25 protein-coding genes and 2 tRNA genes are annotated in these 25687 nt (G+C 43.0%); 12 read left to right on the plus strand and 15 right to left on the minus strand.

Translation table 11 applies throughout. The annotated features are described in order from the left end of the window. Nucleotides 1-67 precede the first annotated feature (67 nt). Complete coding sequence (locus tag ACZ5NL_RS05310) at nt 68-1117, minus strand: glycosyltransferase family 2 protein (protein ID WP_464841172.1); 1050 nt, start codon at nt 1115-1117, stop codon at nt 68-70. Between the two features lie 97 nt (nt 1118-1214). Here ACZ5NL_RS05310 and ACZ5NL_RS05315 point away from each other — a divergent pair, with 97 nt between their 5' ends. After that, nucleotides 1215-1511 carry a hypothetical protein gene (locus ACZ5NL_RS05315; protein WP_004067677.1) on the plus strand — a complete coding sequence of 99 codons (297 nt, stop codon included), beginning with the start codon at nt 1215-1217 and terminating at the stop codon, nt 1509-1511. Here ACZ5NL_RS05315 and lonB read toward each other — a convergent pair. Beyond that, nucleotides 1508-4825 carry an ATP-dependent protease LonB gene (gene lonB, locus ACZ5NL_RS05320; RefSeq protein ID WP_464841174.1) on the minus strand — a complete coding sequence of 1106 codons (3318 nt, stop codon included), beginning with the start codon at nt 4823-4825 and terminating at the stop codon, nt 1508-1510. The genes ACZ5NL_RS05315 and lonB overlap by 4 nt on opposite strands. Nucleotides 4826-4946: 121 nt before the next feature. On the opposite strand from lonB, the gene ACZ5NL_RS05325 reads away from it, so the two are divergent. The 4 genes from ACZ5NL_RS05325 to ACZ5NL_RS05340 all read left to right on the plus strand — a co-directional run bounded on the left by ACZ5NL_RS05325 (nt 4947) and on the right by ACZ5NL_RS05340 (nt 7323). Further along, complete coding sequence (locus ACZ5NL_RS05325) at nt 4947-5738, plus strand: DUF2666 family protein (RefSeq protein WP_464841176.1); 792 nt, start codon at nt 4947-4949, stop codon at nt 5736-5738. A 131-nt stretch (nt 5739-5869) separates the two neighbouring features. After that, a complete protein-coding gene (locus ACZ5NL_RS05330) occupies nt 5870-6265 on the plus strand; it encodes a RidA family protein (protein WP_464841178.1) in 396 nt (131 codons plus the stop codon). Nucleotides 6266-6310: 45 nt separating this feature from the next. Then, nucleotides 6311-6652: a CidA/LrgA family protein gene (locus tag ACZ5NL_RS05335; protein ID WP_464843330.1), complete on the plus strand. Its 342-nt coding sequence runs from the start codon at nt 6311-6313 to the stop codon at nt 6650-6652. Beyond that, on the plus strand, nt 6649-7323 hold the full coding sequence (locus tag ACZ5NL_RS05340; protein WP_464841180.1) for a CidB/LrgB family autolysis modulator: 675 nt from the start codon (nt 6649-6651) through the stop codon (nt 7321-7323). Before ACZ5NL_RS05335 ends, ACZ5NL_RS05340 begins: the two co-directional genes overlap by 4 nt. Here ACZ5NL_RS05340 and enfR read toward each other — a convergent pair. The 3 genes from enfR to ACZ5NL_RS05355 form a co-directional block, all read right to left on the minus strand. Further along, nucleotides 7288-7722: a transcriptional factor EnfR gene (gene enfR / locus ACZ5NL_RS05345; protein WP_087035946.1), complete on the minus strand. Its 435-nt coding sequence runs from the start codon at nt 7720-7722 to the stop codon at nt 7288-7290. The genes ACZ5NL_RS05340 and enfR overlap by 36 nt on opposite strands. 48 nt (nt 7723-7770) lie before the next feature. Beyond that, a complete protein-coding gene (locus tag ACZ5NL_RS05350) occupies nt 7771-8796 on the minus strand; it encodes a transglutaminase-like domain-containing protein (protein ID WP_464841182.1) in 1026 nt (341 codons plus the stop codon). Between the two features lie 282 nt (nt 8797-9078). Next, nucleotides 9079-9156: transfer RNA gene (locus ACZ5NL_RS05355), tRNA-Tyr, on the minus strand. 158 nt (nt 9157-9314) lie between these two features. Here ACZ5NL_RS05355 and ACZ5NL_RS05360 point away from each other — a divergent pair. Both ACZ5NL_RS05360 and hisS read left to right on the plus strand, forming a co-directional pair. Next, nucleotides 9315-9929: a MarC family protein gene (locus tag ACZ5NL_RS05360; RefSeq protein WP_464841184.1), complete on the plus strand. Its 615-nt coding sequence runs from the start codon at nt 9315-9317 to the stop codon at nt 9927-9929. A gap of 33 nt (nt 9930-9962) precedes the next feature. Next, nucleotides 9963-11267, plus strand: coding sequence for a histidine--tRNA ligase (hisS, locus tag ACZ5NL_RS05365; RefSeq protein WP_464843331.1), 1305 nt, complete (start codon nt 9963-9965; stop codon nt 11265-11267). A 214-nt stretch (nt 11268-11481) separates the two neighbouring features. Here hisS and ACZ5NL_RS05370 read toward each other — a convergent pair whose 3' ends face one another. Together ACZ5NL_RS05370 and ACZ5NL_RS05375 are read right to left on the minus strand one after the other, a co-directional pair. Then, nucleotides 11482-11829, minus strand: coding sequence for a PadR family transcriptional regulator (locus tag ACZ5NL_RS05370; RefSeq protein ID WP_464841185.1), 348 nt, complete (start codon nt 11827-11829; stop codon nt 11482-11484). Continuing rightward, nucleotides 11819-12925 carry a DUF3887 domain-containing protein gene (locus tag ACZ5NL_RS05375; protein ID WP_464841186.1) on the minus strand — a complete coding sequence of 369 codons (1107 nt, stop codon included), beginning with the start codon at nt 12923-12925 and terminating at the stop codon, nt 11819-11821. Before ACZ5NL_RS05375 ends, ACZ5NL_RS05370 begins: the two co-directional genes overlap by 11 nt. A 78-nt stretch (nt 12926-13003) precedes the next feature. Between ACZ5NL_RS05375 and dph2 the strand changes: the two genes are divergently transcribed. The 4 genes from dph2 to ACZ5NL_RS05395 are packed head-to-tail and all read left to right on the plus strand — an operon-like array spanning nt 13004 to nt 16385. After that, nucleotides 13004-14041, plus strand: coding sequence for a diphthamide biosynthesis enzyme Dph2 (gene dph2, locus ACZ5NL_RS05380; RefSeq protein WP_464841187.1), 1038 nt, complete (start codon nt 13004-13006; stop codon nt 14039-14041). A 22-nt stretch (nt 14042-14063) separates the two neighbouring features. Then, a complete protein-coding gene (locus tag ACZ5NL_RS05385; protein WP_464841188.1) occupies nt 14064-14438 on the plus strand; it encodes a hypothetical protein in 375 nt (124 codons plus the stop codon). A gap of 8 nt (nt 14439-14446) precedes the next feature. Then, nucleotides 14447-15055, plus strand: coding sequence for an METTL5 family protein (locus tag ACZ5NL_RS05390; RefSeq protein WP_464841189.1), 609 nt, complete (start codon nt 14447-14449; stop codon nt 15053-15055). Between the two features lies 1 nt (nt 15056). Continuing rightward, the gene (locus tag ACZ5NL_RS05395) at nt 15057-16385 is read left to right on the plus strand and encodes an RsmB/NOP family class I SAM-dependent RNA methyltransferase (protein ID WP_464841190.1); all 1329 of its coding nucleotides are present in this window, start codon (nt 15057-15059) and stop codon (nt 16383-16385) included. On the opposite strand, the gene ACZ5NL_RS05400 is transcribed toward ACZ5NL_RS05395, so the two are convergent. The 7 genes from ACZ5NL_RS05400 to ACZ5NL_RS05430 form a co-directional block, all read right to left on the minus strand. Beyond that, nucleotides 16382-17476 (minus strand): mechanosensitive ion channel family protein, encoded by a 1095-nt coding sequence (locus ACZ5NL_RS05400; RefSeq protein ID WP_464841192.1) that lies wholly within the window; start codon nt 17474-17476, stop codon nt 16382-16384. The genes ACZ5NL_RS05395 and ACZ5NL_RS05400 overlap by 4 nt on opposite strands. Before the next feature lie 2 nt (nt 17477-17478). Continuing rightward, nucleotides 17479-18120: a DUF432 domain-containing protein gene (locus ACZ5NL_RS05405; protein ID WP_464841194.1), complete on the minus strand. Its 642-nt coding sequence runs from the start codon at nt 18118-18120 to the stop codon at nt 17479-17481. 37 nt (nt 18121-18157) lie between these two features. Further along, on the minus strand, nt 18158-19237 hold the full coding sequence (locus tag ACZ5NL_RS05410; protein WP_464841195.1) for a hypothetical protein: 1080 nt from the start codon (nt 19235-19237) through the stop codon (nt 18158-18160). Between the two features lie 43 nt (nt 19238-19280). Continuing rightward, nucleotides 19281-20396 carry a hypothetical protein gene (locus ACZ5NL_RS05415; RefSeq protein ID WP_464841197.1) on the minus strand — a complete coding sequence of 372 codons (1116 nt, stop codon included), beginning with the start codon at nt 20394-20396 and terminating at the stop codon, nt 19281-19283. Nucleotides 20397-20533: 137 nt separating this feature from the next. Then, on the minus strand, nt 20534-21196 hold the full coding sequence (locus tag ACZ5NL_RS05420) for a DUF434 domain-containing protein (RefSeq protein ID WP_464841199.1): 663 nt from the start codon (nt 21194-21196) through the stop codon (nt 20534-20536). Beyond that, nucleotides 21196-21966: an HD domain-containing protein gene (locus ACZ5NL_RS05425; protein ID WP_464841201.1), complete on the minus strand. Its 771-nt coding sequence runs from the start codon at nt 21964-21966 to the stop codon at nt 21196-21198. Before ACZ5NL_RS05425 ends, ACZ5NL_RS05420 begins: the two co-directional genes overlap by 1 nt. An 80-nt stretch (nt 21967-22046) precedes the next feature. Then, nucleotides 22047-22122: transfer RNA gene (locus tag ACZ5NL_RS05430), tRNA-Gln, on the minus strand. A 116-nt stretch (nt 22123-22238) separates the two neighbouring features. Here ACZ5NL_RS05430 and fdhF point away from each other — a divergent pair. Then, complete coding sequence (gene fdhF / locus ACZ5NL_RS05435) at nt 22239-24269, plus strand: formate dehydrogenase subunit alpha (protein WP_464841202.1); 2031 nt, start codon at nt 22239-22241, stop codon at nt 24267-24269. On the opposite strand, the gene purF is transcribed toward fdhF, so the two are convergent. Then, nucleotides 24232-25563: an amidophosphoribosyltransferase gene (purF, locus tag ACZ5NL_RS05440; protein ID WP_464841203.1), complete on the minus strand. Its 1332-nt coding sequence runs from the start codon at nt 25561-25563 to the stop codon at nt 24232-24234. The genes fdhF and purF overlap by 38 nt on opposite strands. Nucleotides 25564-25687 lie beyond the last annotated feature (124 nt).

Below are 25687 nucleotides of genomic sequence, written 5' to 3' on the forward strand. Positions count from 1 at the left end.
TCCTCACCACAGGAAATTCAGGATTTGACTTTAAAAACCTAAGGAGATCTCCACTAATTTTTCTGGCTCATTTTAAAGTGTCCAACAATCTGTGGGAATACCCATATATATGAAGAGACAGATAAAAGACCGCCCAGAACCATAGAAACATCGGAAATAGAAGGGCATTCAAAAGGGATCCACCCTCAACAACCGTAGGTATAAGGATTGTCAGTACCTCATAGCTCAAGAACAGCAAGAGCAGATCAAAGTTTCCAGTTAAGAACAGCATAAGTGGAACTACTATATCAAGAAGGGCAATAAAGTCTCCCAAGAGAAGGAAAAAGAGCTCCTTTTCTAACCCTCCTCCAAGATGCTTTAAATCACCCAAAAACCACCTTTTCCTCTGCCTCCAGAGTTCTGGAAGTGTTTTTGGCATTCTCGTGTAGGCCTTTGCCTTTGGGGCATAGAGAATTTTTCCAAGTTTCTTGAGCTCTTTTGTTGTTGCATAGTCCTCAACCTCACTCTCAATAAAACCCCCAATTTGCTCTAAAGCTCTCCTTCTAAACGCCGAGAGAGGGCCAGGAGCAACACTTAGATCTTCAAGCTCCTTAGCTCGTCTAAACATGGCAATCCTGAGATGCTCAACGTCTTGAGCCCTCTCCAAAAAAGACTTTCCCAAAACCCTTACCTGTCCCCCTACCCCCACAACCTCTGGAGAGTAAAACCTCTCCACTAGAGATTTCAATGCGTTTGAGGATAAAACAGAGTCTGCATCGATGGTAACTATTATCTCCCCCTTCGCCTTCGAGAGCCCAAAGTTAAGGGCCTTTGCCTTTCCCTCATGAGCTTTCCTAAAAACCTTCACCTTTGCGTCTTTCAGAGAGATAGCCTTCTCAAATGTGTCATCTTCGCTACCGTCGTCAATCACAATAACCTCAAAATCCGGGTAGTCTTGAGAGAGAGCTGATTTTATAGAATCAGCAATGGTCCTACCTTCATTATAGGCAGGGACCAATATGCTTACAAAAGGAGCCCATCTCCGAGTTTTATATGGCTTCAAAAGACTAAGGAGGTAATTAATGAAAAAATATCCATCCCAGATAAGGACTATAGCCAGGAGTATCTCAAGCAGCATGATCTAAATTCTACATTTGGCTTTTAACTTTTTCAATGGCCAAGGTTGGGTAGAAAGCCATAAAAGCATCCTCCCAAAAATAGAAACCGGTGGTAATATGATCATCTCAAAACCGTGCACAACCATGAAGGGAGTAATAGTTCAGCCCTATTCATGGGATAAAGAGGTAACCGTTGATTTAAAAAAGACTGCAGAGTGCCTAAAAGGGAAAGGTTATCAAGTGAAAAGCGTTATTCCCAAAATGATGGCGATAGCAGTAATAGACGGCTACGAAACGAGCATATATCCCAGCGGAAAAGTAATAGTAAAAGAACTCACCGACATCGAGATGGGCAAGGAAATAGCAAAAAAGATAATAGAATGTGCAGGGCTTTCAGAGCTTCTTGAAGATTAAGAGAGGGGCAATGCTCCCCTAATCCTTCTTATTAGGTCATCTTTCTTTTCTGAGTCCTCAAGTGCTATCTGGAGCACTTCATCAATTGTCTCAACCGGGATTATCTCGATCTTCTCGGCTTTGTCTGGGCTTAAGAAGACATCTTTCTCATTTGCTTTTGGAATTATAACTTGTTTTATTCCCGCTTCAATTGCCGCCTCTATTTTTGGTGTAACTCCACCAACGGGCAAAACTTCTCCTCTAACACTCAGTGAACCAGTCATGGCAACGCTCTGCTTTACGGGAACTTCTTCAAGGGCTGAAATAACTGCCGTTGCAACGCTTATGCTTGCGCTATCACCTTCAACGCCCTCATATGTTTGAAGGAACTGAACGTGAATGTCATATCTGCTTATGTCTTCTCCCTTGTAACGCTTTATTATGGCCGAAACGTTTTGAACGGCTTCCTTTGCTATCTCTCCAAGCTTACCCGTTACGATTATCTTACCTTCCTCCTTGCTTGCCGCTGGAGCGACTACAGCCTCAATGGGCAACACAATACCGCTCTGCTCTCCTATAACTGCAAGGCCATTCACCCTTCCTATTTCTCCACCCTCGCTCTTGATAACTTGGTACTCCTTCTTTCTCTCTATGTACCAATCCGCTAACTGCTTTTCAAGGGGCTTGGCGAGCTGTAATGCCTTTAGTACGTGTTCTCTTGTAACGTATTTAGCCCCTTCTCTAATCGCTATATCTCCTGCAGCCCTTATTATACCTCCAAGGTCTCTAAGTCTCAAAGTTAGGTGACCCTTTCTGCCCGCTCTTTTTTGGGCTTCTCTAATTATTTCCTCAACGGCATCCTTGGTGAAATGAGGTATCTTACCATCCTTCACAACCTCTTGAGCAACAAAACGTACGAGCTTTCTTCTGTTTTCAAGGGTATCGGGCATTGTGGTTCTCATATAGACCTCATAACCATACCCTCTTATTCTGGAACGCAAAGCAGGGTGCATCTTATCAACCGTATCTAGGTTTCCTGCAGCAACCAAAATGAAATCACACGGCACCGGCTCTGTTCTCACCATGGCACCACTCGATAGCTCGCTTTGTCCCGTTATGGGCATCTTCTTCTCCTGCATAGCGGTGAGCAGACTTTGCTGCATCTTCAAGCTAAGGGTGGCTATCTCATCTATGAAGAGCACGCCTTTATGTGCCCTGTGAATCATTCCCGGCTCTACTCTTTCGTGAGCTGGAGTGCCAAGGCCACCGGAGTTCTTGACAAAGAGGCCGTTGGCGAGCAGGTTGCTCCTCTCAGTGGTAAGGTTGTAGGTTACATCTACTTCCGCCCAAGTCTCAATGAAGGTTCTTCTCTCCATCTTCAGTATCTTCTCTAACCGCTCATTTAACTCATCGAGCCTGTTAGCGTGTCTTGACTCCCCTGCTCTCTCAAGGTACTTCTTAACCTCCTCCAGGAACTTAGCCCTCTTTGCAGGCGAGAGACTTATCGGCACGAATTCGAGGAACGTCAGGACGTTGTCTATTGACTGGGATAAGATCAGCCTAACCTTGTACTTACCCCTAGCTTCGTCAACCCTTACCTTAGCCTCGATGCCGAAGAGACCAAGGTACCAGGCAATCTCCTCAAAGAAGGGTATCTTCTTTTCGGGCTTGTCAGTTAGCTGTGCAATTTCGAGGCTCCCGTTGAACTTTATACCCTCCTTGTACAAAGCAAACCTCGGAACGCTACCGTCCCCGCTGTAGAGGCCGTCGAAGAACGCCAAGAAGAGGGAAGGCTTGAGCCTGACCCACCAAGGGAGTTCCAGTTTTATTTCCGTCTTGTTCCCGACCGGGGCACCGAGGGCGACGAAGAACCTGATAACCCTCCTGTCCCAGGTCCTGAAGAGGATGCTCCTTCCCTTTGCCTCGCGGTTCTCCTTGATCTCATAGCTGAACTCACCGAATAGCTCTTTGAGAGTCACGACTAACTTTTCAATGGCTTCCCTTTCGCTGGAGATGAAGCTCAAGGTGTTGAGGTTCCTGTCTATGTTGCCGTCGCTGAAAAGTACTCCCATGAGTAGGGCGATCTTTTCAAGCCTCTTGTCTTCGCTTGTGAGCGGGAGCAGATTAAGTCCTTTGAGGGCCTCGGCCATTTTCAGGGACTTCGGCTTTGCTCCACTCTCCCACCAGCGAAGCGTGCTCGCCTTTATGTCAAGCTCCTTTGAGGCCCTCTCGTAGCCGTGGCCAGTCCTCTTGCGGTATTCCCTCCAGCGGATGTAGTCCCTGAGCTTTTCCTCCTCCCCATATGTTCTCGCTATCGAGAACTCATCAAGGACTACAACCGGCACTTGGATGGGCTCGTCATCTTTCCCTATCTCACCAGCCTCCTTGAGGCCGTCTTTAGTGTAAACTTTGTGCTCAGGTGTGAGTGCGAACCAGTAGTCCTTTTCAAGGTTCACCACGCGCCTCTGCCTTTGCTTCCCTATTCTCTTGTTGGCGTAGAGGAGTTTCGTAAAGCCGTCTTTCGTGAGCACCTCGACGTTCTTGTCCCTGAAGTCGTGGTAGATGATCCTAACTTCCCCATCCGTTCCCTCACCAGAAGGATTCTTTAGGGCCTCCTCAACGAAGTCCCCGAGCCTTAGGGCTTTTACCTTGCCGTTTTCTCTGATAATGACGCTCTCCTTTCCACTAAAGCACTGAAACGGGTCGTGTCTAACATCTCCAAGCAGAGCTCCAGCATGAGCTCCGGTTGCATCCACAAAGGGGGCTTTTCTTCTTCCACAATTGTCAACGAGAAGTTTTGGCACCAAAGCCTGATTCCTAAGCCTCATGTTAGATATGGCCATTAATGACACAATAAGCACGAAGACTCCGAAGAGCAAGGTCTGAGCTGAGCGATCCATAAGCACTGCAAGCATAACCACAAAAAGCACAAAAAGTAACAGGTATGACTTTATGTTTTCTTGCTCCTTTGCCTTTTGTCTATAGCGCTCTACTATCTGTCTTCCTTGGCATGCCGGTACTGTCTTTATCTTGGGCATATTCTCGTCTTCCGGGTTTGGAAAGACTAGGATATCCTCGAGATTTTCAGTTGGAAGGAGTTCTGCCATGGCCTGACCTAGCATGGATTTACCTGTACCCGGCTCACCTATCAACAATACGTGCCTTTTTTGCTTCGCTGCAGTTTTTATCACTTCAACAGCATGATCTTGACCGATGACTTGATCTATTAACTTTTCAGGAACTTTAATTTCCTCAGTAGTTTGAAAATCAATCCCCAATTCAAGTTTTTCACCATAGGAGCGCTCTTTTTCAATGCTATTAATCTCCTCGCTCAAAATACCTCACCTCTCTCAAACTACGGTTGCTTGAGTGAGCTTATAAACTTTTTTTAAAGAGGATCGACAAGTTTAGAAAAGCTAAAATAATAAGAATCCAAAAAGATACGGGGTGATGAAAATGAGAATTGAAGATCACATAGCTTTCACGGCAAACCACAAAAACTGGAAAGTTGGGGACAAGTTGTTAGCAATGGAAAATCATGAGATAGCACACTTCCTCGCAAGTGTTTCAAATACTGTCACTCTGAAGATCCCCGAATATCTAACAGAAGTTATGAACGTTGCTGGAATAATGAGCCTAGCCGAGGAAATAGGAAAGAAAGAAGTATGGGAGGTCTTAAAAACCTTAAAGTCTCCCGGAACATCAAGAAAACTAAACCCAATGATATTCGAAGAGGACAAAAAGCTCAAAAAACTCCTTCTGGATGTTGCAAAAGCACTGCTAACAAGGGAAGCACTCTCAAAGAAGTTTTCCGTTAGTTACCCAGAAGATCCTATAACAGACCTGAGAACCACACTCATATACCATGATGAGCATGTAAACTTCACGGCTAAACATGGAAGCTGGATAGTCGTGAAAAGGCTTATAATAGACGATAAAACCCCAATGGCAGATGTTGCAAGGATCTTAGCAAGCATAAATGAGACAACTGTCTCAAAGATTCCAGTATATGCGGAGATAAATCTGAAGGGGATAGAACAATGGTTTGGAGACATCAAAAAGGCTAAAAGTGAGAGCGAGATAAAAACGGTCGTAGATAAACTCCTCCACATCCCGATAGAACATTACGCACCAAAAGAATTCGCAGAACATGCAAGAGTCTATGCCTTAAGAACCGCCCTGCAGAAGATGGGGCTTTCAATTGACATCCCATCAAAGTCTCTTGAAAAGTACCTCGAGAAGGTTTGAGGACGTTAGGAGATGATGAAGCCGAGGACACCCGAGGGGAACGATGAGGACTCTTCGCTTCGCTGATTCTCTCTTCTTTTTCCGAAAAGTTTTTAATAACAATTCTATAATAAAATTTGGAGGTGTTGAAGATGGTGAAGAGGAGTGTAATCTATACTGAGAATGCCCCAAAACCAATAGGACCATACAGCCAGGCAATCCTAGTCGAAAACCCAGACAAGATACTCTTCATTTCAGGACAAATTCCCATAAATCCAGAAACAGGAGAACTTGTTAAAGGAGACATAAAGGAGCAGGCAAGACAGGCGATAGAGAACCTAATAGCAATCCTAGAAGCGGCAGGGGCAACGGTAGATGATGTGGTAAAAGTCAACGTTTACTTAGAGGACATAAAAGACTTTGAAGAGTTCAACAAAGTGTATGAAGAATACTTCGGACACTCAAAGCCAGCTAGGGCAGTAGTGGAGGTAGCAAAACTTCCAAAGGGAGTCAAGGTAGAAATAGAAGCAATAGCGATCTTTGAGTGATTAGTTAGTTTTTTATCTTTTCAATCCCTAGTTTTTTTGATGCCTATGTACAAGGGGCTCACCATAATATTCGGTTTTTTATTTATTGGAGAAATCCTGAGCGAATTATTTGACCTTCCAATCCCAGGTAACGTTATTGGGATGATTCTTCTAACTTCCGCACTCTTATTTAACGTTATAAAGCTAGAAGACGTTGAAAAAGAGGCAGAGTTCTTCATAAGAAATATGAGTGTGATGTTTATCCCTCCAGGAGTTGGAGTTATCTCCTACTGGGGGCTTATAAAAAGCCAAGCAGTTCCAATTTTTGGAGCTTTGATCATAAGCTTTGCCCTGACGTTAATTTTAACGGCCAAGTTCGTTGAACTTTTAAGAGGTGATGAAAGATGAACTCTCTTGGAATTTTTTTAACCATTGCAGTTTTTTACCTCTTTTCAAAGCTTTATGAAAAGAAAAAAGCATTCTACTTAAATCCCGTCATGCTCTCCATAATTACAATAGCATTGACCTTACATCTGACCGGGATTAGGTACGAGACCTACATGGAGAGTGCGAAGATTTTAAGCTTCTTTCTAGGCCCGGCAGTAGTGAGCTTGGCAATTCCCCTATATAAGCAAAGGGAGATAATAAAAGAGTACTCAAAGCAGATATTCGCAGGGATAATCTTCGGTGGAACATTGGCAATTTTAAGCGCATTTTATGGTGCGAAGCTTTTAGGAGGGGATGAGAGAATTCTTCTAAGCATCGCTCCCAAGAGCATTACAACGGCGATAGCCATTGGGGTTAGTGAGAAAATTGGGGGGATACCAGCTTTAACAGCGGTTCTAGTCATACTAACGGGAATATTTGGGAACGCCATTGGAATCGAGATGCTGAATGCTTTCAAAATAAAGGATAGAGTAGCCAGGGGGCTCGCGATGGGAGTTACTTCTCATGGATTGGGAACTGCAAGAATAATCCTTGATGATGAACTTTCAGGGGCAGTCAGCGGGCTTGCAATGGCACTAAACGGTGTCTTCACTTCCTTAATCCTTCCCTATCTCCTCAAGCTCCTCCAGTAGATGCTCACTCACCTTAAGCCTATCCTGGGTGTCTAAAAATAGAACAAAGTCCTTTTTTGCTATTCTATCTTCTATTGGGGCGTTGTCAACAAGGAAGGCTATGATTTCCGCGGTTGTGTATGGGACTTTTATCCCAACTTCATCAGCTTTTTCGAAAAGCTTGTCTGGAACCCTAAATATGTCCTCTCCTTTTTTAACTTCAATGGCAACTTTAGAGTTTATCTGTTCCCAAAGCAGGAGAGTATTTTTGGCTTTTTCGATTTTCTCCAATGCACGCTTTTCGAGAATACTTATGTTTGCTCTACTCGTGCCCAAAATTTCAGCTATTTCGCTCTGTTTTAATCCCTTCGCCCTCAAACGCAGTATTCGGATCTGCTGTTCTGTAAGGAAAGTCTTCATTTTAAACACCATAGTTTAACTTGATTTCAGAGGTTAAAAGATTTTTGATTATCTCCTCGCCAAAACAAGCTCTATCCTAAGGTCATCACCTTTGGCTTCCACATTGACCCAGAAATAGCTATAATCCCCCAGATCTGCCTGAACTTCGGCAACATCTTTTAAGCTAGAATAGATGTAGTCCACAAACTGCTCGTGGAACTCTGGATTGTAATACACGGCAAAATTTGGAAAAGTCATCACCCATCTCTTTCCAGACGAATATCCAACAAGCCTTTTCTCATCAGATTTAAGGCTTTCATCTCCCTTTAAAGCTGGAAATTCGCTTTCTATTCTCTCCATGATCCCAAATGCCAGCCGGTTGGCATCAAAACTCGTGAAAGCATAATCATCTCTTAGGAAGTCTGATGGATAGAGAACCCCAATTTTCTCTACATTTGCTCCGTTGTTCCAAAGAACCCGATAGAGAGTAGCATTTGAGATCGTCTTTCCCTCAACCTTCTTCCAGTGAACGTAGTAACTCCCCAAGTCCATGACAGGAGGTTTCTGATCTAGAACAAAGAACCTTTCGTTGATCTTTACTAAAGCTGCTGCATGGCCCGTCTCACTGTTTTCAAAATTTATTTCAAGGGCATAAGCTTCAGTGTAGTTCATTGCAAACAACATGGCAAGTGTTAGAATTGTGTAATCCGTGCATATTCCTTTTCCAAGATTCACAGTTTCTGAAGGGCTTTGGATCTTTGAACCTCCACTTATTTCCACTTTCCCAGTCGGATACGTGGTTACCTTTGCAGGCGGAAGGTTCGCTTTCTCAAAATCGTATTTTATCTTACTTTCCTCCCACTCAAGAATTTTCCATATATCTTCTCTTATTTCTCCCTCTTTCAGATCATTTGCAATCGGTAGAAGTGCTCCTACTTCTTCCGGGGTTATTAAGCATTCTATGGCAGAGTCTAGGAAGTAATAATCGGCCTTCCGGCAGGTTTCGGTGGGGGTATGTGATATCTTAGGGTAGGAGACACACCCGCTAATCATGGAAAGAAGAACTAGGACTATCGCGATTATCTTTGTTCCCATGATTATAGATTGCATATTCTCCTTATACATCTTCCGCTTAGAGAAAAATTGAATAAGAGAAGGAAAAAATACTTAGGGGGAGAAGAATGGAAGAACTGAAAGATAAAATAGTAGAGCTACAGAAGAGAATAGAGTTTATTGAGGCAAGACTAGAAGGTTTAGATACCCTTGAGGAACGCATTAACTATATTGAACAGAGCCTAAAAGAGATACTGCAGGATGTAGAGCTTTTGAGAATTGAACTTCAGAATATCAAGCAAATCAAAGATTGTAGAACTTTGGTGGTCCCGCGGCCCGGATTTGAACCGGGGACCTGCGGATCTACAGTCCGCCGCCACTCCCAGGCTAGGCTACCGCGGGACCCAACAGCCCAGCCCTCAATCACTACTCATCTTGAAGTGGTTTATAAATCTTTCTGTGATGCTCAGACAACCGAGCGTTAATCATCATTCATCCAGTGCCGGTTTCATCATTGCATAACTTTATAAACAACATCTCTTGAAAACCTTTCGAGGCATATGATGACTGAAGTTCTCAGTTCCGCATTGCTTATGATAATCATGATTGACCCAAGCGATAAAATACTTCTGGTTAGCCTACTTAGGGAAGACTTTCACATAGAGGACATAAAACAGCTCATAGTGAGAGCCAACCTAATAGGATTCCTTCTCCTAATTCTATTTGCCTTGGCCGGAAAGATAATACTCCAAGATATATTTCATATTGATCTAAATGCTCTGAGAGTTGCAGGAGGCTTTGTGCTCTTCAAGATAGGTCTTGAAGCCCTTGAAGGCGGTGGAATGGTGACACTCAAGAAAGAGAAGAATATCCTAGCCCTAGCTGCAGTTCCGGTTGCTACACCTCTAATAGCAGGTCCCGCCGCTATAACTACCGCAATAACACTAACAGCAGAGTACGGCATAGAAGTTTCTGCTTTGGCTATTATAATAGCCATATTAACCACAGCCCTCATAATGCTGGTTACCCTCTACGCAGTCGAAAATATAAGCAAAACAACGCTCGGTGTGTTTATCAGAATAATTGGTCTCTTTACCATGGCTATTGGGGCCCAAATGATGGTGGAAGGTGTTGGAGGAATATTTCTAAAGCTCATGGCATCAACAACTTTTTAACTTTCCTTTTATTTCAATTGGTAGGTGGGAGAGATGAACAGAATTCAGCGTGTTAAAGGAACGAGAGACTTACTTCCAGAGGATATGGCAAAAAGAAGGTACGTATTTGAGAAAATAAGGGAAGTTTTTGAAGCTTATGGATTTAAGGAGATACTCACACCAACCTTTGAGTACACAAGGCTTTTTGAATTGAGGAGTGGAGAAGAAGTTGTCGAACAGTTATATGCCTTTGAAGACAAAGGAGGGCGGAATATTTCTCTCAGGCCAGATTTAACTTCGAGCGTTGCAAGACTTTTCGTGAACTCTTTCCAAACTGCACCAAAACCAATAAGATGGTACTATATAGCAAACATGTTCCGTTATGAGGAGCCACAAAGCGGAAGGTTGAGAGAGTTCTGGCAGGCGGGAGTCGAGCTCATTGGGTCTCCAAACATAGAAGCTGATGCCGAGGTTATTGCCCTTCTCATAGAGAGCTATCTAAACACTGGCTTAAGGGAATTCACGGTTAACATAGGAGATAGAGTCCTTTTAGATGAATTTGCAAAGATGCTTGGAGTGAAAGACGATATTGGACTTATGAGGCTGATTGATAAAAAGGACAAAATGACGCGAGAGGAATTTATAAAGAGTCTCAAAGAATTCGGACTTCGTGAAAAGGATATAGAAAAGATTTTTGCCCTAATAGAACTGAAGGGCAAGCCCGATGATGTTCTATCGAGGTCTTATGAGCTCTTTACAAGCGAAGTTGCAAAGGAAGAGTTGAAAAAGATTGAAGAGCTTTTTGAACTGTTAAAAGCCTATGGTGTTGAGAACTATGCGTTGATAGACTTTGGGATAGCCCGAGGGTTTGACTACTACACTAGCATAGTCTTTGAGGCAATAGCAGAGAATGACCTCGGTATAGGGTCGATAGGCGGTGGGGGAAGGTATGATAACTTGATTGAGGTTTTTGGAGGGAAGCCAACCCCAGCAACAGGTTTTGCAATTGGGATAGAGAGGCTAATCCCAATCTTAGAGAGCAAAGGACTTCTGCCAGAGTTTAAAGTCGGAAGCAATGTCTTTGTTGCCTACATAGGAAAGGAACTTGAGATAAAGAAAAAAGCCATAGAGGTAACGCAGATGCTGAGGAAAGCAAAGATACGGGCAGAGTATGATATTCAAGGAAGGAAGCTGAGCAAAGCTCTTGACTACGCCAACAGCATAGGGGCAAAGGTTGTGATAATCCTCGGAAAGAGAGACCTAGCTGAAGGAAAAGTTACAATAAGGAACATGGAAAGTGGAGAGCAGAGAACGGTTCCCCTAGAGAATACCGTAGAAGAAGTGAAAAAGATGCTGTGATGAACAAACCCGTCGCTGAAGGGTGATGAAAGGATCGACTAGCTGACCCTTTTCCTTACTTCAAATTTGTTTTTCTTTCTCTCAAGGCGCCATTTTTCTATTGCCCTAACAAAGGGACATTTTGCTTTCCATTGATTAATGAGTTTTCTCAGCATTTCGACCCACCAACAAAAATAGCCAGAAAATATTTAAAAGGGATTTTATGAAGCAAAATTCAAAGATTATTTTCGAGCACCTCCCTCAGTAGCTCAATCTCTTCTTTCAGCTCTTCAAGAACTTCTTTCCCTGTTTGGGTTATTTCGTAATATTTTCTTGCCCTCCCTCCGACTTCCATCCACTCCCCCCGTATAAGCTTATACTTCTCAAGGGTTTTAAGAATCCCGTAGAGAGTACTTTCGCTTGGCACAAATTTTCCATTGCTGAGGTCTTCAAGGGTTTTTCTCAACGAATAACCGTGGGTTTTCTCTTTTTCTAATAGGGAGAGCACCAGATAAGCATATATCCCCGTCCTGATCTCCTTCCTGAATTTTTCCAAAGCCTTTTTCTTTGGATCACCAAACAATCCTATCTTCCTCCCTCTCCTCCTTCACTTTTGGCAACCCATAACGGAGTAGGAGAAGTGAAACTGTTAAGAGAAGCGCGTATGTTATGACCAAAACTACTGGAGAGGGGCGGAATTGATAATAGGCTGCAAAGGTATCTATTATGCCATGAATAGCACTCAACTCCAGCAGGGCTTTCTTCCCGAAACCATTCTTGTATGAATAAGCTAAAACCACAGTTGTTCCGGCATGGAAAAGAGTAGCCAAGTAGCGTTCAAGCATGGAAACAAGAGCGGTTGTAAGCTTCGGTGTAACTCCTCCCACTGTAGCGAGCTGAATAGCTTGTAAAGCGGGAACTAATATTGCCTCCCCAAGCCCGAAACCAATGCCAATGAAAAGGGCCTCATTAAGATACTTACCTTTCGAAAGCCCATATTTCAAACTCTCCTGGAAAAATCCAGCAACAAAACCAAGCCATATTGAGGCAAAAACCACGAAAATTGTCCCTTTAGCAATTATCTCTGAGTTCGACCTTATGCCCACTGCCAAAAAGGGAGCATTCTGTATTAGGGGCTGAATGCCAAGGGTTATTGCAACTAGTATTATACCTAAAATTATCTCTGCAACGCCTATCTTCCTAAAGCCCAGTATGTAGAATGTAAATAAAGCTAAAAATCCTCCTAGGATTGGAAAGAATATCGCAACCCCTACTGGAATGCCAGTTTCCTTTGAGTTTACCTCATCAATCCAGATGCCGGAAAGTAAGTATTCACCATTCACCTCCCTAAAGACCAGCCTCAGGGTGACATTTGCCTTCTCAAATTCGAAGGTATAATAGCCAAGGATGAAGCCAGAAGATTTGCCTTCTTTAACAAAGGCATATCTCTTAAGTTCCCCATATTTTGAGATCAGGTCATCTCTAAATGCTCTGAACTTCTCCTCATTAAATGCGACTTTCATTGCATCATCGAGGTAAGGCTGCAAAATAGAGTAATCACCACTTTTTAATGCTTCAAAAGTTGCCTCTGCGGCTTTATCATAAGGTTTCTCAGCTGAGACAAGAGAAGTGCCAATAATTAGGAATACCAAGAGCACTATTATCTTTCTCATCTTCATCACCATACCTCGAAGTTCGAGGTATTGTTGGGACTAAACATTTAAAAGAATTTCGTTTTTGAAGGGAATGGTGAACCCATGTACGAACTTCACGAGAGAGAGGTTTTGGAAAAGTTGAGGGAGCTAGATGCAAAGAGGGTTTTGATCCAAACTCCAGAAGGTCTCAAGAGAGAGGCACAGTTTTTAGCAGAGTTTCTTGAAGAAAACGGAATAGAGAGCTTAATAAGTGGAGACATTAATTACGGTGCCTGTGATCCGGCCGATAGAGAGGCAAAGATGCTTGGATGTGACGCCCTAATTCATCTCGGACATTCATATATGATGCTCAATCTCGAAGTTCCAACAATCTTCATTCCCGCCTTTGCAAAAGTAGATGTAATCAAAGCGTTATCAAAAAACATGCCTGAGATAAAAAAGCTTGGAAAAAGAATAGCCTTGGTTACGACAGTTCAGCACATAAAGGACTTGAACAAAGCAAAAGAGTTCCTTGAGAATGAGGGACTCGAGGTGAAAGTGGGTAGGGGGGATGGCAGGGTCTCCTTCCCCGGTCAGGTTTTAGGATGCAACTTCTCCGCGGCAAAAGTGGAAGCTGATGGTATTCTTTTTATTGGAGCTGGCTACTTCCACCCCATTGGCGTCGCTTTGGCCACAAAAAAGCCAACTTTAGCAATAAACCCCTACAGCGGCGATGCGATGTGGGTAAATAAAGAGGCGGAGAGGTGGATAAGAAAACGGTGGGCACAGATAGCTAAAGCCTACGATGCAAAGAAGTTTGGAGTAATAACAAGCACCAAGAAAGGTCAACTAAGACTTGGAGAGGCCAGAAAAATAGTAGAACTACTAAGAGAGCATGGAAAAGAGGCCCAGCTGATAGTTATGAATCATATAAGCTATCAAGCTTTGGAAGGTTTTGACTTTGATGCATACGTGGTGGTTGCCTGTCCTAGAGTGCCTATAGACGATGTCGATAGCTGGAGAAAGCCAGTGCTTACTCCGAGAGAACTTGAGATTCTGCTCGGACTGAGAGAAGATTATGAGTTCGATGAGATCATAGGGGGCAAAAGAGATTGGGACGAACCCATGGGAATAGGCCTCAAGCTTCCAAAGTCTTTATAAGCCCTATCTCTAATTTTCTCTCATGCAACTTGTAGATATGACCATTTACATCCTCCTTGTAGTTCTTTACTACCTCTTCCTGAAAACGGCCTTAGAGGTTTTTACATACAAAGAGCTGAAAAGCTATTCGATCTTGACATTATCCATTGTGGGCGTTGGGGTTTCCTTAGGAGTAGACCTCTCCTTGGGAGCATTGGTGCTTTTTGCAGTTTTAAAGTTGCTGAAGCTGAATTTGAGGGAAGCTCTCGTTGTTGCCCTTACAGCAGAGTTCGGATTCCTCTTGGGAGTTATTGTGGTAATGTTTATATTAACCACGGCAGGGACAATGTTCGGTATAGAGGGACTTGAGTTCAACATGACCTGGGAAGAACTTTTCCACTATATTGCAAGCTCATAGGTGGTAGAATGAAGAAAAAGCACCTTGCAATTATCCTATCAAATTTGAGAGGTTTCGAAGAACCCAAACCAGAGCTTGAGCAATACAGAACCCCAGGAAATGTTGCCGCTGAGCTGATCTGGTTAGCCTATTCGATGGGGGACATTGGGGGAAAAACAATAGCCGATCTTGGAGCAGGCACTGGGGTTTTAAGCATTGGGGCAAGCCTGATGGGAGCTAAAAAGGTTTATGCAGTTGAAAAGGATAAAAAAGCCTTGAAGATAGCGATGGAGAATGCGAGAGTACTAAATATCAACAACATCGAGTTCGTAGAGGCATCTGTAGAGGATTTCAACGTTAAAGTTGATACCGTGATAATGAACCCTCCTTTCGGTAGTCAAAACCCAAAAGCGGACAGGCCTTTTCTCCTCAAAGCCTTTGACATAAGTGATGTAGTCTACTCCATCCATCTTGCTAAAGAAGAAGTTAGGAGATTTATTGAAGCTTTTGTCAAAGATAACGGCTTCAAAATCACCCACCGCTTAACCTTCACCTTTGAGATCCCAGCTCAGTTTTTCTTCCATCGAAAAAGACTTGAAAGGATTTTAGTGGACATCTACCGCTTTGAGAGGGATTGAGATGAAAAAGCTAAAGCTAAGCGATAGACAACTTTATGCCCTGATAGACGCTCTTAAGCTCGGAGAAGAGGTAAAGCCCAGCCAGCAGGCAAAAAGAAAGGCCTTCACAAAGTACAAAATAGAAGGGTGGGAAAATTCAAAACTTACCGGGATTTTCTACTCTATCCAGAGGCGCTTAGGGTTGATAGACGAAATAGCTGAAGAGCTTGTCGGAGTTTCTCCTCTCATTCTTGATCCCTGGCTGAGGGCCACTTTAAGGGTAGCCATTGAGGTTGCAGTTTTTAGAAACCCAAACGAGAAAACCATTCAGCACCTCAAAGGCTTGGCTAAGTTCCTCTCAAAAAGAACTCACCCTTACGTTGGCTATTATTACTACGAACTTTTTCCAAAGCTCATCAACTACATACCAAAGCTTGACAGCGAAGAAAAAAGACTGAAGTGGGAATACCTCTTCCCAGAGTGGTTCATTGCGAGGATGAGGGCCTTGCTACATGAGGAGGCGGAAGAACTCCTTAGGGCATTAAATGAAACTCTCCCGACGAGCATAAGGGTTAATCAGCTCAAAGCAAACGTTGAAGTGGTTGAGAACTACCTCAAGAAAAAGCACGTTCGCTTCGAGAGAAGCGAGAGGGTTGAGACGGTAATAAGAGTTCTCTACCCCTTCAATCCAGACTGGCTCTTCAAGAAGGGCTATGCCATAGCACAGGAGGAGGCTTCTGCTGTTGCCTCAATAGTTCTTGCCCCCAAGCCCGGTGAAACCGTTGTTGATTTGGCAGCGGCTCCCGGAGGGAAAACCACCCATATGGCTGAGCTCATGAAGAACGAAGGCAAAATTTATGCTTTTGACGTTGATAGTGCAAGAATAAAACGTATGAAAGAAGTGCTGAAGAGAGCAGGAGTCGAAATTGCGGAGATAATTAAAGCAGACGGCAGAAAGGCACCAGGGCTTCTTGGCGAGGAAATTGCCGACAGAGTTATGTTGGATGCTCCGTGCACGAGCGATGGAACAATAGCGAAGAACCCCGAGCTAAGGTGGCGCCTCCGGGAGAAGAACATCCCGAAGGTCGTTTCACTGCAGAAGGAGCTCATCGAGAGCGCCTGGAAGCTTTTAAAACCAGGCGGAAGGCTTCTCTACTCCACCTGCTCCATGCTACCAGAGGAGAACGAGGAAGTGATTAAGTGGTTCCTTGAGAGACATTCAGATGCTGAGCTGATACCTCTAAATGCCCCTTACGACGAAGGGTTTTTACTGGGGACTATGAGGGCATGGCCCCACAGGCACAGAACGATAGGCTTTTTCTATGCGCTGGTGGAAAAGAAAGGAAATTAAGAGCTTTCTTCTTTTGAGTTCTCCTCTATCTTCACTCTCAGCTCCTCCGCAAACCAGTTGACCCTCTGCGGGAACGGTATCTCTATTCCAGCATCGTCGAGAGCCTTTTTGACTTTCTGGACTATCTGCCATCTAACGTCGAACCACTTCTCGCTCGGCGCCCAAGCTCTCACAGCTATGTTTACACTGCTATCTCCTAGATTATCGACAAAGACCATTGGCTCTGGTTCCGCTAAAACATAGGGCATTTCATCGAGAGTTTTCTTTATCACTTCTATCGCTTTCTCTGCATCTTCCTTGTAAGCTATGCCAACCGTTATGTCAACTCTCCTTGCTGGGTACTTCTGAAGGTTTTTTATCTCACTGTTGAAGAGCTTTTCATTTGGAATCCTAACTAAAAGGCCATCCCACGTTCTTATCCTGGTTGAGAGAATCCTTATGTCGTGTACAACTCCAGAATAGCCTGCAACTTCCACCGGATCGCCTATCTTGAGGGGCTTATCGAAATACATGAATATACCCGAAATAAAATTCGCAACGACGGTTTGGGAAGCAAAACCGAGGATGATACCCGTTATTCCAGCTGCTGCCAGTAAGGTAGTAAGCCTACCCGTGAAACCAGCAATATTGAGGGCGAGGAAGAAAGCAAGGGTGACTATGAGATAGTAAAAGAGCTTTGCCTTGACCTGAACTTCTGGAAGTCTCTGCTTTGAAGAACGGATTATCATGTAATCTTTTGACTTCTTGGCAAGGAGGTAAGAGAAGTAGAACACCAGAAATGCAGTGAGAAGGTTGCTTATGCTAGTTCCTGCAATCTCAAGGGACAGAATCCCAAGAGCATCAAAAGCGTAAACGAGAGCTATAACCACTACTAGGTTGTGAAGCGTTGATGCAGTGTCTTCGTTGATTATCCAAACGTATTTGGTACTCCTGGAGAGGTTAAGGAGATACTTCCTGAGAACCTTTGCTGTTATAAGGCCTATTACGAGAATTAGAACTGCTTTTACAACTGCACCTATAGTTAGGGTGAGAAAGAGCTTCTCCCCAAGGGGACCTTGCTCCCAGAAAGATGTTGAGTTTGTTATGTTCATTCTCACCACCTCATCAGGAAGTTTGGTAGTGATAACCCCTCCCCAACTACACTGAGCCCCTCTTTTGGAGTCCTTCCTGTGTTGTTGACCTCAGGATTATGATTTTTGATCGTGACAATCAAAAGGGGATAGTAGGCTTTTTCCTTTTCATAGTACATGGACGTTCCCCTTATTGGAATAACCACTCTCTCAAGAGACTTCCACTCAGATGAAGGATTGGAAACTATGAGCTTTGCTACCCCTATTGACTCCGGCTCCACCGTGTAAAAGGAACTGACGTGATAACGACAGATTACACCAGCCTCCAATGTGCCGTAGAGAGCGTACTTCTCTCTGCCTACTATAAAGTGGTCTATGCTTAACTCACCAACTTTTACATCAATTTCCACCGGGGCCTCAATAAATCCCACCAAAGAATCGCGAGGAGGAATGACAACAGGTTCTTTGAACCTCACCATGAGAAGTCTAACCCCATAACCCACTGCAGGAGAAGGCAAAATTTCGAGTTTCTCTCCATTGGCTTTGATGATCTTTTCAACTTCATCTCTCTTGTACCGAATAATACCCTCTTTATCCTCAAGCAGGTGAATCTTTTTGTTGGCAATCTTTATGAACTGTGTTTTTAGCTCGTACTCTCCGAACATGTGAGAAAATATGAAAGAAAAGATATAAGCTTTGCGCTCAAATCTTTTCGAAGGCTATGTCCTCAATCTTCACATGCGTAAAGATATTGGTACCATCTTGGGCAATAAATACTCCCTTAGCCTCAATAGGCACAGGAAGATTCACTGTTAATATTGCTTCACCTTGTCCTTGGGCATTACCAAAGGTGTAAGTCCATCTAACATTAGAGACCCTAAAGCTCTTTCCTCCCAAGTTAATATTTCCATCTGGATCGATTTCATAGTTATACTGGTAACCCATTATTCCCCAAGAGTCTTGTTTAGCTGTGTAGAGATCTTCTCCCTGAATTGCTTGCCATATTCCAAAGGTATAAAAGCCGTACCAACTGACGTAAATGTTTCCTATATCAGGTACATTCCCCACGAGTCCAATATCTCCCTCTTGATACGGCATCGTGCTCATGTCCCCAATAGCAGCAGGATTGTAATAAATGAAGTTCTGATCCCCATAGGTTATAGAAATCCCTATTGTATTTAAACTTCCTCCATAGACGGACATATAGAGTGTCATAAAGTCTAAGGAAGGGAATAGGAAGAATGTATCAGTCTCTTCTGTTCTCTCCTTGACCCAAACACGATATTCAAACGTGGCGTTCATGTCTTCTCCCTTAACGGGAATTATCTTTCCGTAGTATTCATAAACCTCAAACTCTCCAAGGTCAGCCTTTTCCTGTTCACCGGTTTCCATGTTTATCTTTTTGCCATAGACGTGGATCTTCGTTTTTTCTCTATTTTTTTCAACCTCGTATTCATATATTGGTCCTCCCTCTTCGGTTCTTACTCTGAGGTAGTACTTAATGTACGTTATGAGGTATCTCTCCCCATTTATCTCCACTGGATGGTAAGCGTCCCACGGTTCTTCCCATATCGAATAAGCTATAGTTGAAGTCTCTGTTTCTTCTGTTTCAGTTTCACTTTCCGTGTAGGATGAAGTTTGAGTCTCACTATAACTCTCTATGGCACTGCTGGCTTTTTCTTTGAGGCTTTCCGTAACTTTTTCACCACCAATACAACCACTTACACTTACAAAAACCAAAAAGGCCAAAAAAATTGCAGACACAAACCGGACTTTTTTCATATCCACCAACTCCTTTTCACATTACACAAATTAGACATTAACACTACCCCCTTACATAAAGCCAGAAGCCACCTGCCTCCCCCGATACTAGCAATATGTTTCCATCGTTACTGAGTCTCACATACCCTATTCTGTTGGGCACTTCAACACTGAATACCTCATGAAAATCTTCAAGAGAATAGCAGTGAAGAGTTCTATCTTCGCCCATTACCACAAAGTTCTCATTTGCGAAGTACGGGAATCCTGGGAGGACTCTGACTTCCGTAAGGTTCCATGTTAGAACGGACGTATCTTCAAGAGGTTCATACCTGAAGATGTATCTTTCAGTTGGGACAAGCGTCCACCGTAAGAGCGTGGTTTGACCAAAAGTGTATCCCTCCTTCTCTGCTAAAAGATCTCCTTCAGATGAATAAATCCTAAGCTTCCCACCTTCACTTGCAAGTATTTTATCTCTGTAGGCTATAGCCTTGCTCGTATTCAATTCAAAGAGCTTTTGGCCCTCTTTCATCACTATTGAACTATCTCCAATGGAGATAACCACAATCCCAAACTCCGAGATGGAGCTAATTTCATGCTCAATCGGACTCAGTGTGAGTTTATTCCCATCGCAGTACAGTTCCTGTGTGGTAGGGCTTGTAGTAATGAGGTAACACATGTGATTCCCACTTGGAGAGCGGACTATGTCATCGGCTACACTCCCAGGCCCTCCATGCCTCTCTTCCCCAACAAAACCGCTCCATGAGTATTTCTTCACTCCTGCGAACCCTTCATAACTGGCTAAAACATAGGCAACACCATTCTTGATTGCTACACCCGAGATCGTCGGCCGAACGTTTTCTCCCTCCCAAACCTTAAAGGAAACACTTTCGCCATCAGGATTCACGAGATATAGAATACCATCGTTCCAGTCTACTACCGCCCCCATACTGCCGTCCGGAGTCAGATCCATGAAAGGTTCTCCGCCCTTGTCAAAATGCCATACAAGGCTCATATTCCAGATTTTAGAAGCCAGAGATGTAGTCATCATAGAGGAAGACTGAATGGAAGATGTTGTAGTTGTTGAGAAGGAACTCTGAGGTATTGGTTCTTTTATGCATCCACTGACCAAAACAAAGCTTATCACCAGGAGTCCTACTAATAAAGCCATGACTTTTTTCATTGTTGGCCCTCCAGACCCGCAAAGAAAAGAAAGCGGGTATGTAAAGATTATTAATAAAGTTAAGTAAACCACGTATAAATAGTTTTCTAACACTTTAAATAAAATTGTAACATTCGAAAAATGTCTAAAAGCTAAAATCATAATAGTTTCGGGTTTTTTAAAATCTCAATGAGGTATGAGTATTTTAACCCTCTCTTTTCGGCTATCATTTGGGGCAAATCCACTATAAAGGGGACTTTTTCGATTATGCCTATATCTGAACTTGCCACAACCTCGAAAGCTTTCAAATCGTAGTCTGGAGCCTTGGATAACTTAACTTCTCCGAAAACACCATATTTATTTAAAAGCTCTCTAGTGAGCTCAGCAACTTTACCACTTTTACTCACGGGTGCATCGTACAAAAACCAAACTTCCTTTAAGTCAAGTGTTTTTAAGGAGTCAATTAGAAGACTCAAAGTTTGCAAAGTTCTTGAGCTTATTTTATACCCTCCCTGAAGTTTGAGATCCCTCAAAAGTCCGTCCTCGCATAGAATGGCCCTTTCTTCAAGAAGGGACTCGAGAGTTATCAAAACGTTGAAGCCATCAATCCCAAGAATTTTTCCCTTTAAGTGTCTCGGCTGGAGAAGCTTAGCTTTTCTTTCCTTAATTTCCCTATCCGAAAAGACACATCTGAATAAAAAATGCCTTGCTTTCTGGGAAAGCCTGTAATGGTTGGCAACAAACTCAAGGGCATATTTCTTTCTGTACCCTCTGTTAAGGAGGTATTTTAAATCCTCATAAGCCAAGAGGAGAGAAGACATCATACCACCTTTTCCAAAGTCTCTTCACCGGCATGTATTTTAATCTTGACCTTTCCACTCAAGAGGGAGCTCTTAACTTTTTTTGTGAGTATCTCGTCCACTTGGAAAATTCCAGCAAGATGCTTCATCCATACCTCGACAAGGATTGGGGTATCTTTGTCCCCTTCTTTTATTTCAACTTTGTCAATAGCTAGGGCTGAAACGGCATGGATATCCACTTTATCTTTTTTATATGCCAGTCTGCTTCTCCCTTCTTCCATATCGCAACCATCCGCTATTGTTACGCAACTTCCTTCAATGGTGGTACAGGGGACGGCTTCGTCATGAGTGTAAATGGCGTTCAAAGTTAATGCCTTCAAAAGCAACCAATCTTTCTCCTCAAACCTTTTGGTAAGATTGTCTATTATAGGCTCAGCGAGAAGAACACTGAACTGGTAGTGATTGTCCCTGTGGATCATGTTTCCGATGTCATGAAAGAGAGCCCCAAAAGAAACGATAAATTTGCTCCACTCAAAGGACTTGCCAAGTTTTTCCGCTGTTGTTTTGATTCCAAATTTTTTAAGGATTTTCAAGACTTCAAGAGCCCGCCTTGTAGTCAAAAGAACATGTATGGCCCCATGATCGTTGAACTGATAAACGTTAAGAACTATGTAGTTCGTTGTATCAAAATAGTACTTATACTTCCTGTATGTATCTTCATAGAGAGCATAGAGCTCATCGTTTCCCAAAAGATCCCTTATCTCGCTTAAAAGCTGTTCCTCCGTATACATTTTCCCACCTCTGTATATAGAAGGAATTCATTGGATTTAAAGATTTTTAAAAGAGAGTTCAAGGTCTGGAGCCCTGGGTTTGGTAGCCCCGCGGGGATTCGAACCCCGGTCGCGGGATCCAGAGTCCCGCATGCTTGGCCGCTACACCACGGGGCTGCGCCCGATGTTAAGTTAAGCGTGAGATTTATAAACCTTACCGGTGTTGAAGTATGTATTTTTTTAACATTATTTTGTTAATTTTTATCAGAAACATTTTTATTTTTGATATTTAAATGTTCATCGGTGATAGGGTGAAAACTGTTATATGTCCTTATTGTGGCTTTGGGTGTAAGCTCCTTGTTGATCCTCAAACACTTAGCATTAAACCCCACAAAGGTGAACCCAACAGGGGAAAGCTTTGTCCTAAAGGACTTTATGCAATGGAGTTCGCTATCTCTAAACACAGGCTCAAAAAACCCTTGAAACGTGAAAAAAGTTCTCTAAAACCCATAAGCTGGGGACAGGCTATTGAAGAGGTATCACACAAACTTCTTGAAATAAAGGAGTTTTATGGGCCCGATGCGGTTGCTTTTATTGCATCATCAAAAACAAGTAACGAAGAGAACTATCTCCTCCAAAAGATTGCGAGACTTTTTGGAACAAACAATATTGATAACTGTGCGAGGCTCTGCCATGAGGCAAGTGTCCATGCCCTTAAAATAACAGTAGGACAGGGGACACAGACCAACCCGTATGAGGATCTGGAAAATTTTGGGGCCATCCTTATTTGGGGATACAATCCAGCACATACACATCCTGTTATTATAAGTTATATAAAAAACGCCAAGAAGAAGGGGGCAAAAATAATAGTTGTTGATGTTCGAAAGACCGCCACAATGAATTTTTCCGATTATAATCTTATAATAACCCCCGGGACAGATATAGTACTCGCAAACGCTATGATGCACGTGATAATTAAAGAAGAACTTTACAATGAACAGTTCATTAAAAACAGGACTAAAGGATTTTCAGAGATCAGAATGGCCACCATGAAGTATACTCCAGAATACGCAGAGAAAGTTACTGGAATCCCGGCATCCCTTATCCACAAAGTTGCAGAGGAATTTGCTTTGGCTGGAAGTGGAGCCATTATGTGGGGCATGGGAGTGAGTCAGCACGTTTCTGGGGTTGAGAATGTCCTTGCAATAATAGACCTTGCCCTTCTTTTAGGATATGTTGGCGAAAAGGGCGGCCTTTACCCAATGCGAGGGCAAAACAACGTTCAGGGAGCAGCATATATGGGGGCTCTTAGTGAGTTCCTTCCTGGATACGTACCCCTTGAGAATGAGAAGTTTAGAAAGAGGGTCGCCTCTCTCTGGGGTGTAAACGATCTCCCAACAGAAAGAGGATTTTATTTGACAGAATTATGGGATGCAATAGAGAGAGGGGATTTAAAAGCTCTCTATATTGTGGGAGAGAATCCAGCCATCAGTGAAGCCAATTTTACCAGGGTTAGAAAAGCCCTTAGAAAGCTAGATCTGCTGGTGGTCCAGGATTTATTCATGACAGAAACAGCCAAATATGCCCATTATATCTTTCCAGCATCAGCTTTTTGTGAGAAAGAAGGATCTTACATGAACAGCGAACGCAGAATTCAATGGAGCGAAAAAGTCTACGAGCCCATGGCAGACTCTAAACCTGACTGGGAGATATTAGTTATGTTAGGAAACTATCTCGGATTACCGGGATTCAATTACTCAAGTGTAGAGGAGATAACAAAGGAATATTTCAGTCTATTTCCTGAGTTAGAAGAGGAGAATGTTGAAAAACTTAAAAAAGACAATGGAATCTTTCTTCCAAAAAAGAGGCTCTACACATGGGACTTTGCAACACCAAGCGGAAAAGCCCATTTTGTAGCGGTAGAACAAATCCCTCCATGGGAAAGTCCCAACAAAGAATACCCCTTCGTTTTAACAACAGTTAGACTTATGAATCATTATAATACCGATGAAATGACACTAAGGAGTCCTTCATTGGTAAAGCTCATGGGAAAACCAAGAGTCATGATAAACCCAGATGATGCAAAAAAACTTGGCATAAGAAGTGGTGACCTTGTAGAAATCGAAACAAGACGTGGGAAGATACGAATGTATGCAGGAATTGGAAAGGTGCCACAAGGAGTATTAATCCTTCCATTCCACTTTAAAGCCAATAAAATCACCAACAATGCCCTCAACAAAGCTGGGACACCCGAACTCAAGTTTTCAGCAGCGAAAATAAGAAAACTCAGAAATGGAAGGCCCATTCAGGATACCTACCATTAAGACAGGCCAGACATAGGTCATTTTTTCCAACAGATTTCTTTAACCCTTCTATGCTTAGGTAAGCTAGAGTATCTGCACCTATTGTTTCTCTGACATGTTCAATATTACCAAAGGCTGCTATCAGTTCATGCCTCGTTGGAATATCTATTCCCATATAGCAGGGATATCTTATTGGAGGAGAAGCTATCCTAACGTGTACCTCCTTAGCACCTGCCCTCCTCAACATTGCAACTATTCTTCTCATTGTAGTCCCCCTGACTATGGAGTCATCAACAAGAACCACGCGTTTTCCACTAACAATCTCTCTAACAGAAGACAATTTGAGTCTCACTTTAAGTTCTCTATAAAACTGGCCAGGCATTATGAAAGTCCGACCTATGTAGCGGTTCTTTATTAACCCTTCAGCATAAGGGATCCCACTTACCTGAGAAAACCCCAATGCAGCTGCTCTTCCGGAGTCCGGAACGGGAATAACAACATCTGCATTTATCGGGCTTTCACGCGCAAGTTCCTGGCCCATCTTAACGCGGGCTGAGTATACACCCACACCATCAAGCACACTATCGGGCCTGGCAAAGTATATATACTCAAAAACACAGTGATGATGTTTCTCCTTAATCAAAACCTTATTCTCCACTCCATCAGAAATCAGGAACACTTCTGCAGGTTTAACATCCCTTATTTTGTCAACAAACAACCGTAAAGCAGAATCTTCCGAAGCAAAATAGTGCCCATCCCCGGCACCGTAACTGAGGGGCCTAAATCCAACCGGATCTCTGGCAACCAGAATTTTACCATCAAACAGAAAAGCAAGTGAATAGGCACCTTTGACCTCACTAAACACTCTCTCCATCGCTTCAAACTCGTCACCGGTTTCTTTAAGATGCCAAAGAAAAGAAATTCCCAGAAGCTCAGAATCAACTGAATGTCTGAACTTAACTCCTCTTCTTTCATATTCCCTCCTTAGAGGCAAAAAGTTAGTGAGCGTCCCATTATGGGCCACTGCGATTTCTTTTCCACAGCACGATGTCTCAAGGGGTTGGGTCTCATTAAGAGAGCCAGAAGTAGAGTAGCGAACATGAGCTATAGTTATGTTTGATTTAAGCTTCGCAAGTCTATTGCCCTGAAAAACTTCAGAAACTAGACCTCTACCTGCTAGAGTCCTTATTTTATGCTTCCATACACTTATCCCAGCACTTTCCTGTCCACGATGCTGGAGAGCCATAAGGGCGTAATATGCTTTTTTGGCCGCATTTTCTGTCTTGGCGGCGAAGATTCCACATTTTTCCCTCATAACTTCCCCTCGCAAAATATTTAATTTGTAAATGTTAATTGGTCCTAATTGTTAAGGATATTTTAGCATAATTATTTTAAAAGCTTTGCCCATTAATTAACACAAAAATGGCAAAATAAAACTT

The sequence above is a fragment of the Thermococcus aegaeus genome (assembly GCF_055393685.1).

Bases quoted from the DNA above. Each gene is read 5' to 3' on its own strand.
- ACZ5NL_RS05400 (WP_464841192.1), bottom strand. From the start codon at position 17,476: ATGAACATAACAAACTCAACATCTTTCTGGGAGCAAGGTCCCCTTGGG.
- purF (WP_464841203.1), bottom strand. From the start codon at position 25,563: ATGAGGGAAAAATGTGGAATCTTCGCCGCCAAGACAGAAAATGCGGCC.
- ACZ5NL_RS05375 (WP_464841186.1), bottom strand. From the start codon at position 12,925: ATGAAGATGAGAAAGATAATAGTGCTCTTGGTATTCCTAATTATTGGC.
- ACZ5NL_RS05335 (WP_464843330.1), top strand. From the start codon at position 6,311: ATGTACAAGGGGCTCACCATAATATTCGGTTTTTTATTTATTGGAGAA.
- dph2 (WP_464841187.1), top strand. From the start codon at position 13,004: ATGTACGAACTTCACGAGAGAGAGGTTTTGGAAAAGTTGAGGGAGCTA.
- ACZ5NL_RS05350 (WP_464841182.1), bottom strand. From the start codon at position 8,796: ATGGGAACAAAGATAATCGCGATAGTCCTAGTTCTTCTTTCCATGATT.
- enfR (WP_087035946.1), bottom strand. From the start codon at position 7,722: ATGAAGACTTTCCTTACAGAACAGCAGATCCGAATACTGCGTTTGAGG.
- ACZ5NL_RS05360 (WP_464841184.1), top strand. From the start codon at position 9,315: ATGATGACTGAAGTTCTCAGTTCCGCATTGCTTATGATAATCATGATT.
- ACZ5NL_RS05405 (WP_464841194.1), bottom strand. From the start codon at position 18,120: ATGTTCGGAGAGTACGAGCTAAAAACACAGTTCATAAAGATTGCCAAC.
- ACZ5NL_RS05330 (WP_464841178.1), top strand. From the start codon at position 5,870: ATGGTGAAGAGGAGTGTAATCTATACTGAGAATGCCCCAAAACCAATA.
- ACZ5NL_RS05325 (WP_464841176.1), top strand. From the start codon at position 4,947: ATGAGAATTGAAGATCACATAGCTTTCACGGCAAACCACAAAAACTGG.
- ACZ5NL_RS05425 (WP_464841201.1), bottom strand. From the start codon at position 21,966: ATGTATACGGAGGAACAGCTTTTAAGCGAGATAAGGGATCTTTTGGGA.
- ACZ5NL_RS05410 (WP_464841195.1), bottom strand. From the start codon at position 19,237: ATGAAAAAAGTCCGGTTTGTGTCTGCAATTTTTTTGGCCTTTTTGGTT.
- ACZ5NL_RS05340 (WP_464841180.1), top strand. From the start codon at position 6,649: ATGAACTCTCTTGGAATTTTTTTAACCATTGCAGTTTTTTACCTCTTT.
- hisS (WP_464843331.1), top strand. From the start codon at position 9,963: ATGAACAGAATTCAGCGTGTTAAAGGAACGAGAGACTTACTTCCAGAG.
- ACZ5NL_RS05315 (WP_004067677.1), top strand. From the start codon at position 1,215: ATGATCATCTCAAAACCGTGCACAACCATGAAGGGAGTAATAGTTCAG.
- ACZ5NL_RS05390 (WP_464841189.1), top strand. From the start codon at position 14,447: ATGAAGAAAAAGCACCTTGCAATTATCCTATCAAATTTGAGAGGTTTC.
- ACZ5NL_RS05420 (WP_464841199.1), bottom strand. From the start codon at position 21,196: ATGTCTTCTCTCCTCTTGGCTTATGAGGATTTAAAATACCTCCTTAAC.
- ACZ5NL_RS05310 (WP_464841172.1), bottom strand. From the start codon at position 1,117: ATGCTGCTTGAGATACTCCTGGCTATAGTCCTTATCTGGGATGGATAT.
- ACZ5NL_RS05385 (WP_464841188.1), top strand. From the start codon at position 14,064: ATGCAACTTGTAGATATGACCATTTACATCCTCCTTGTAGTTCTTTAC.
- ACZ5NL_RS05415 (WP_464841197.1), bottom strand. From the start codon at position 20,396: ATGAAAAAAGTCATGGCTTTATTAGTAGGACTCCTGGTGATAAGCTTT.
- ACZ5NL_RS05395 (WP_464841190.1), top strand. From the start codon at position 15,057: ATGAAAAAGCTAAAGCTAAGCGATAGACAACTTTATGCCCTGATAGAC.
- fdhF (WP_464841202.1), top strand. From the start codon at position 22,239: ATGTTCATCGGTGATAGGGTGAAAACTGTTATATGTCCTTATTGTGGC.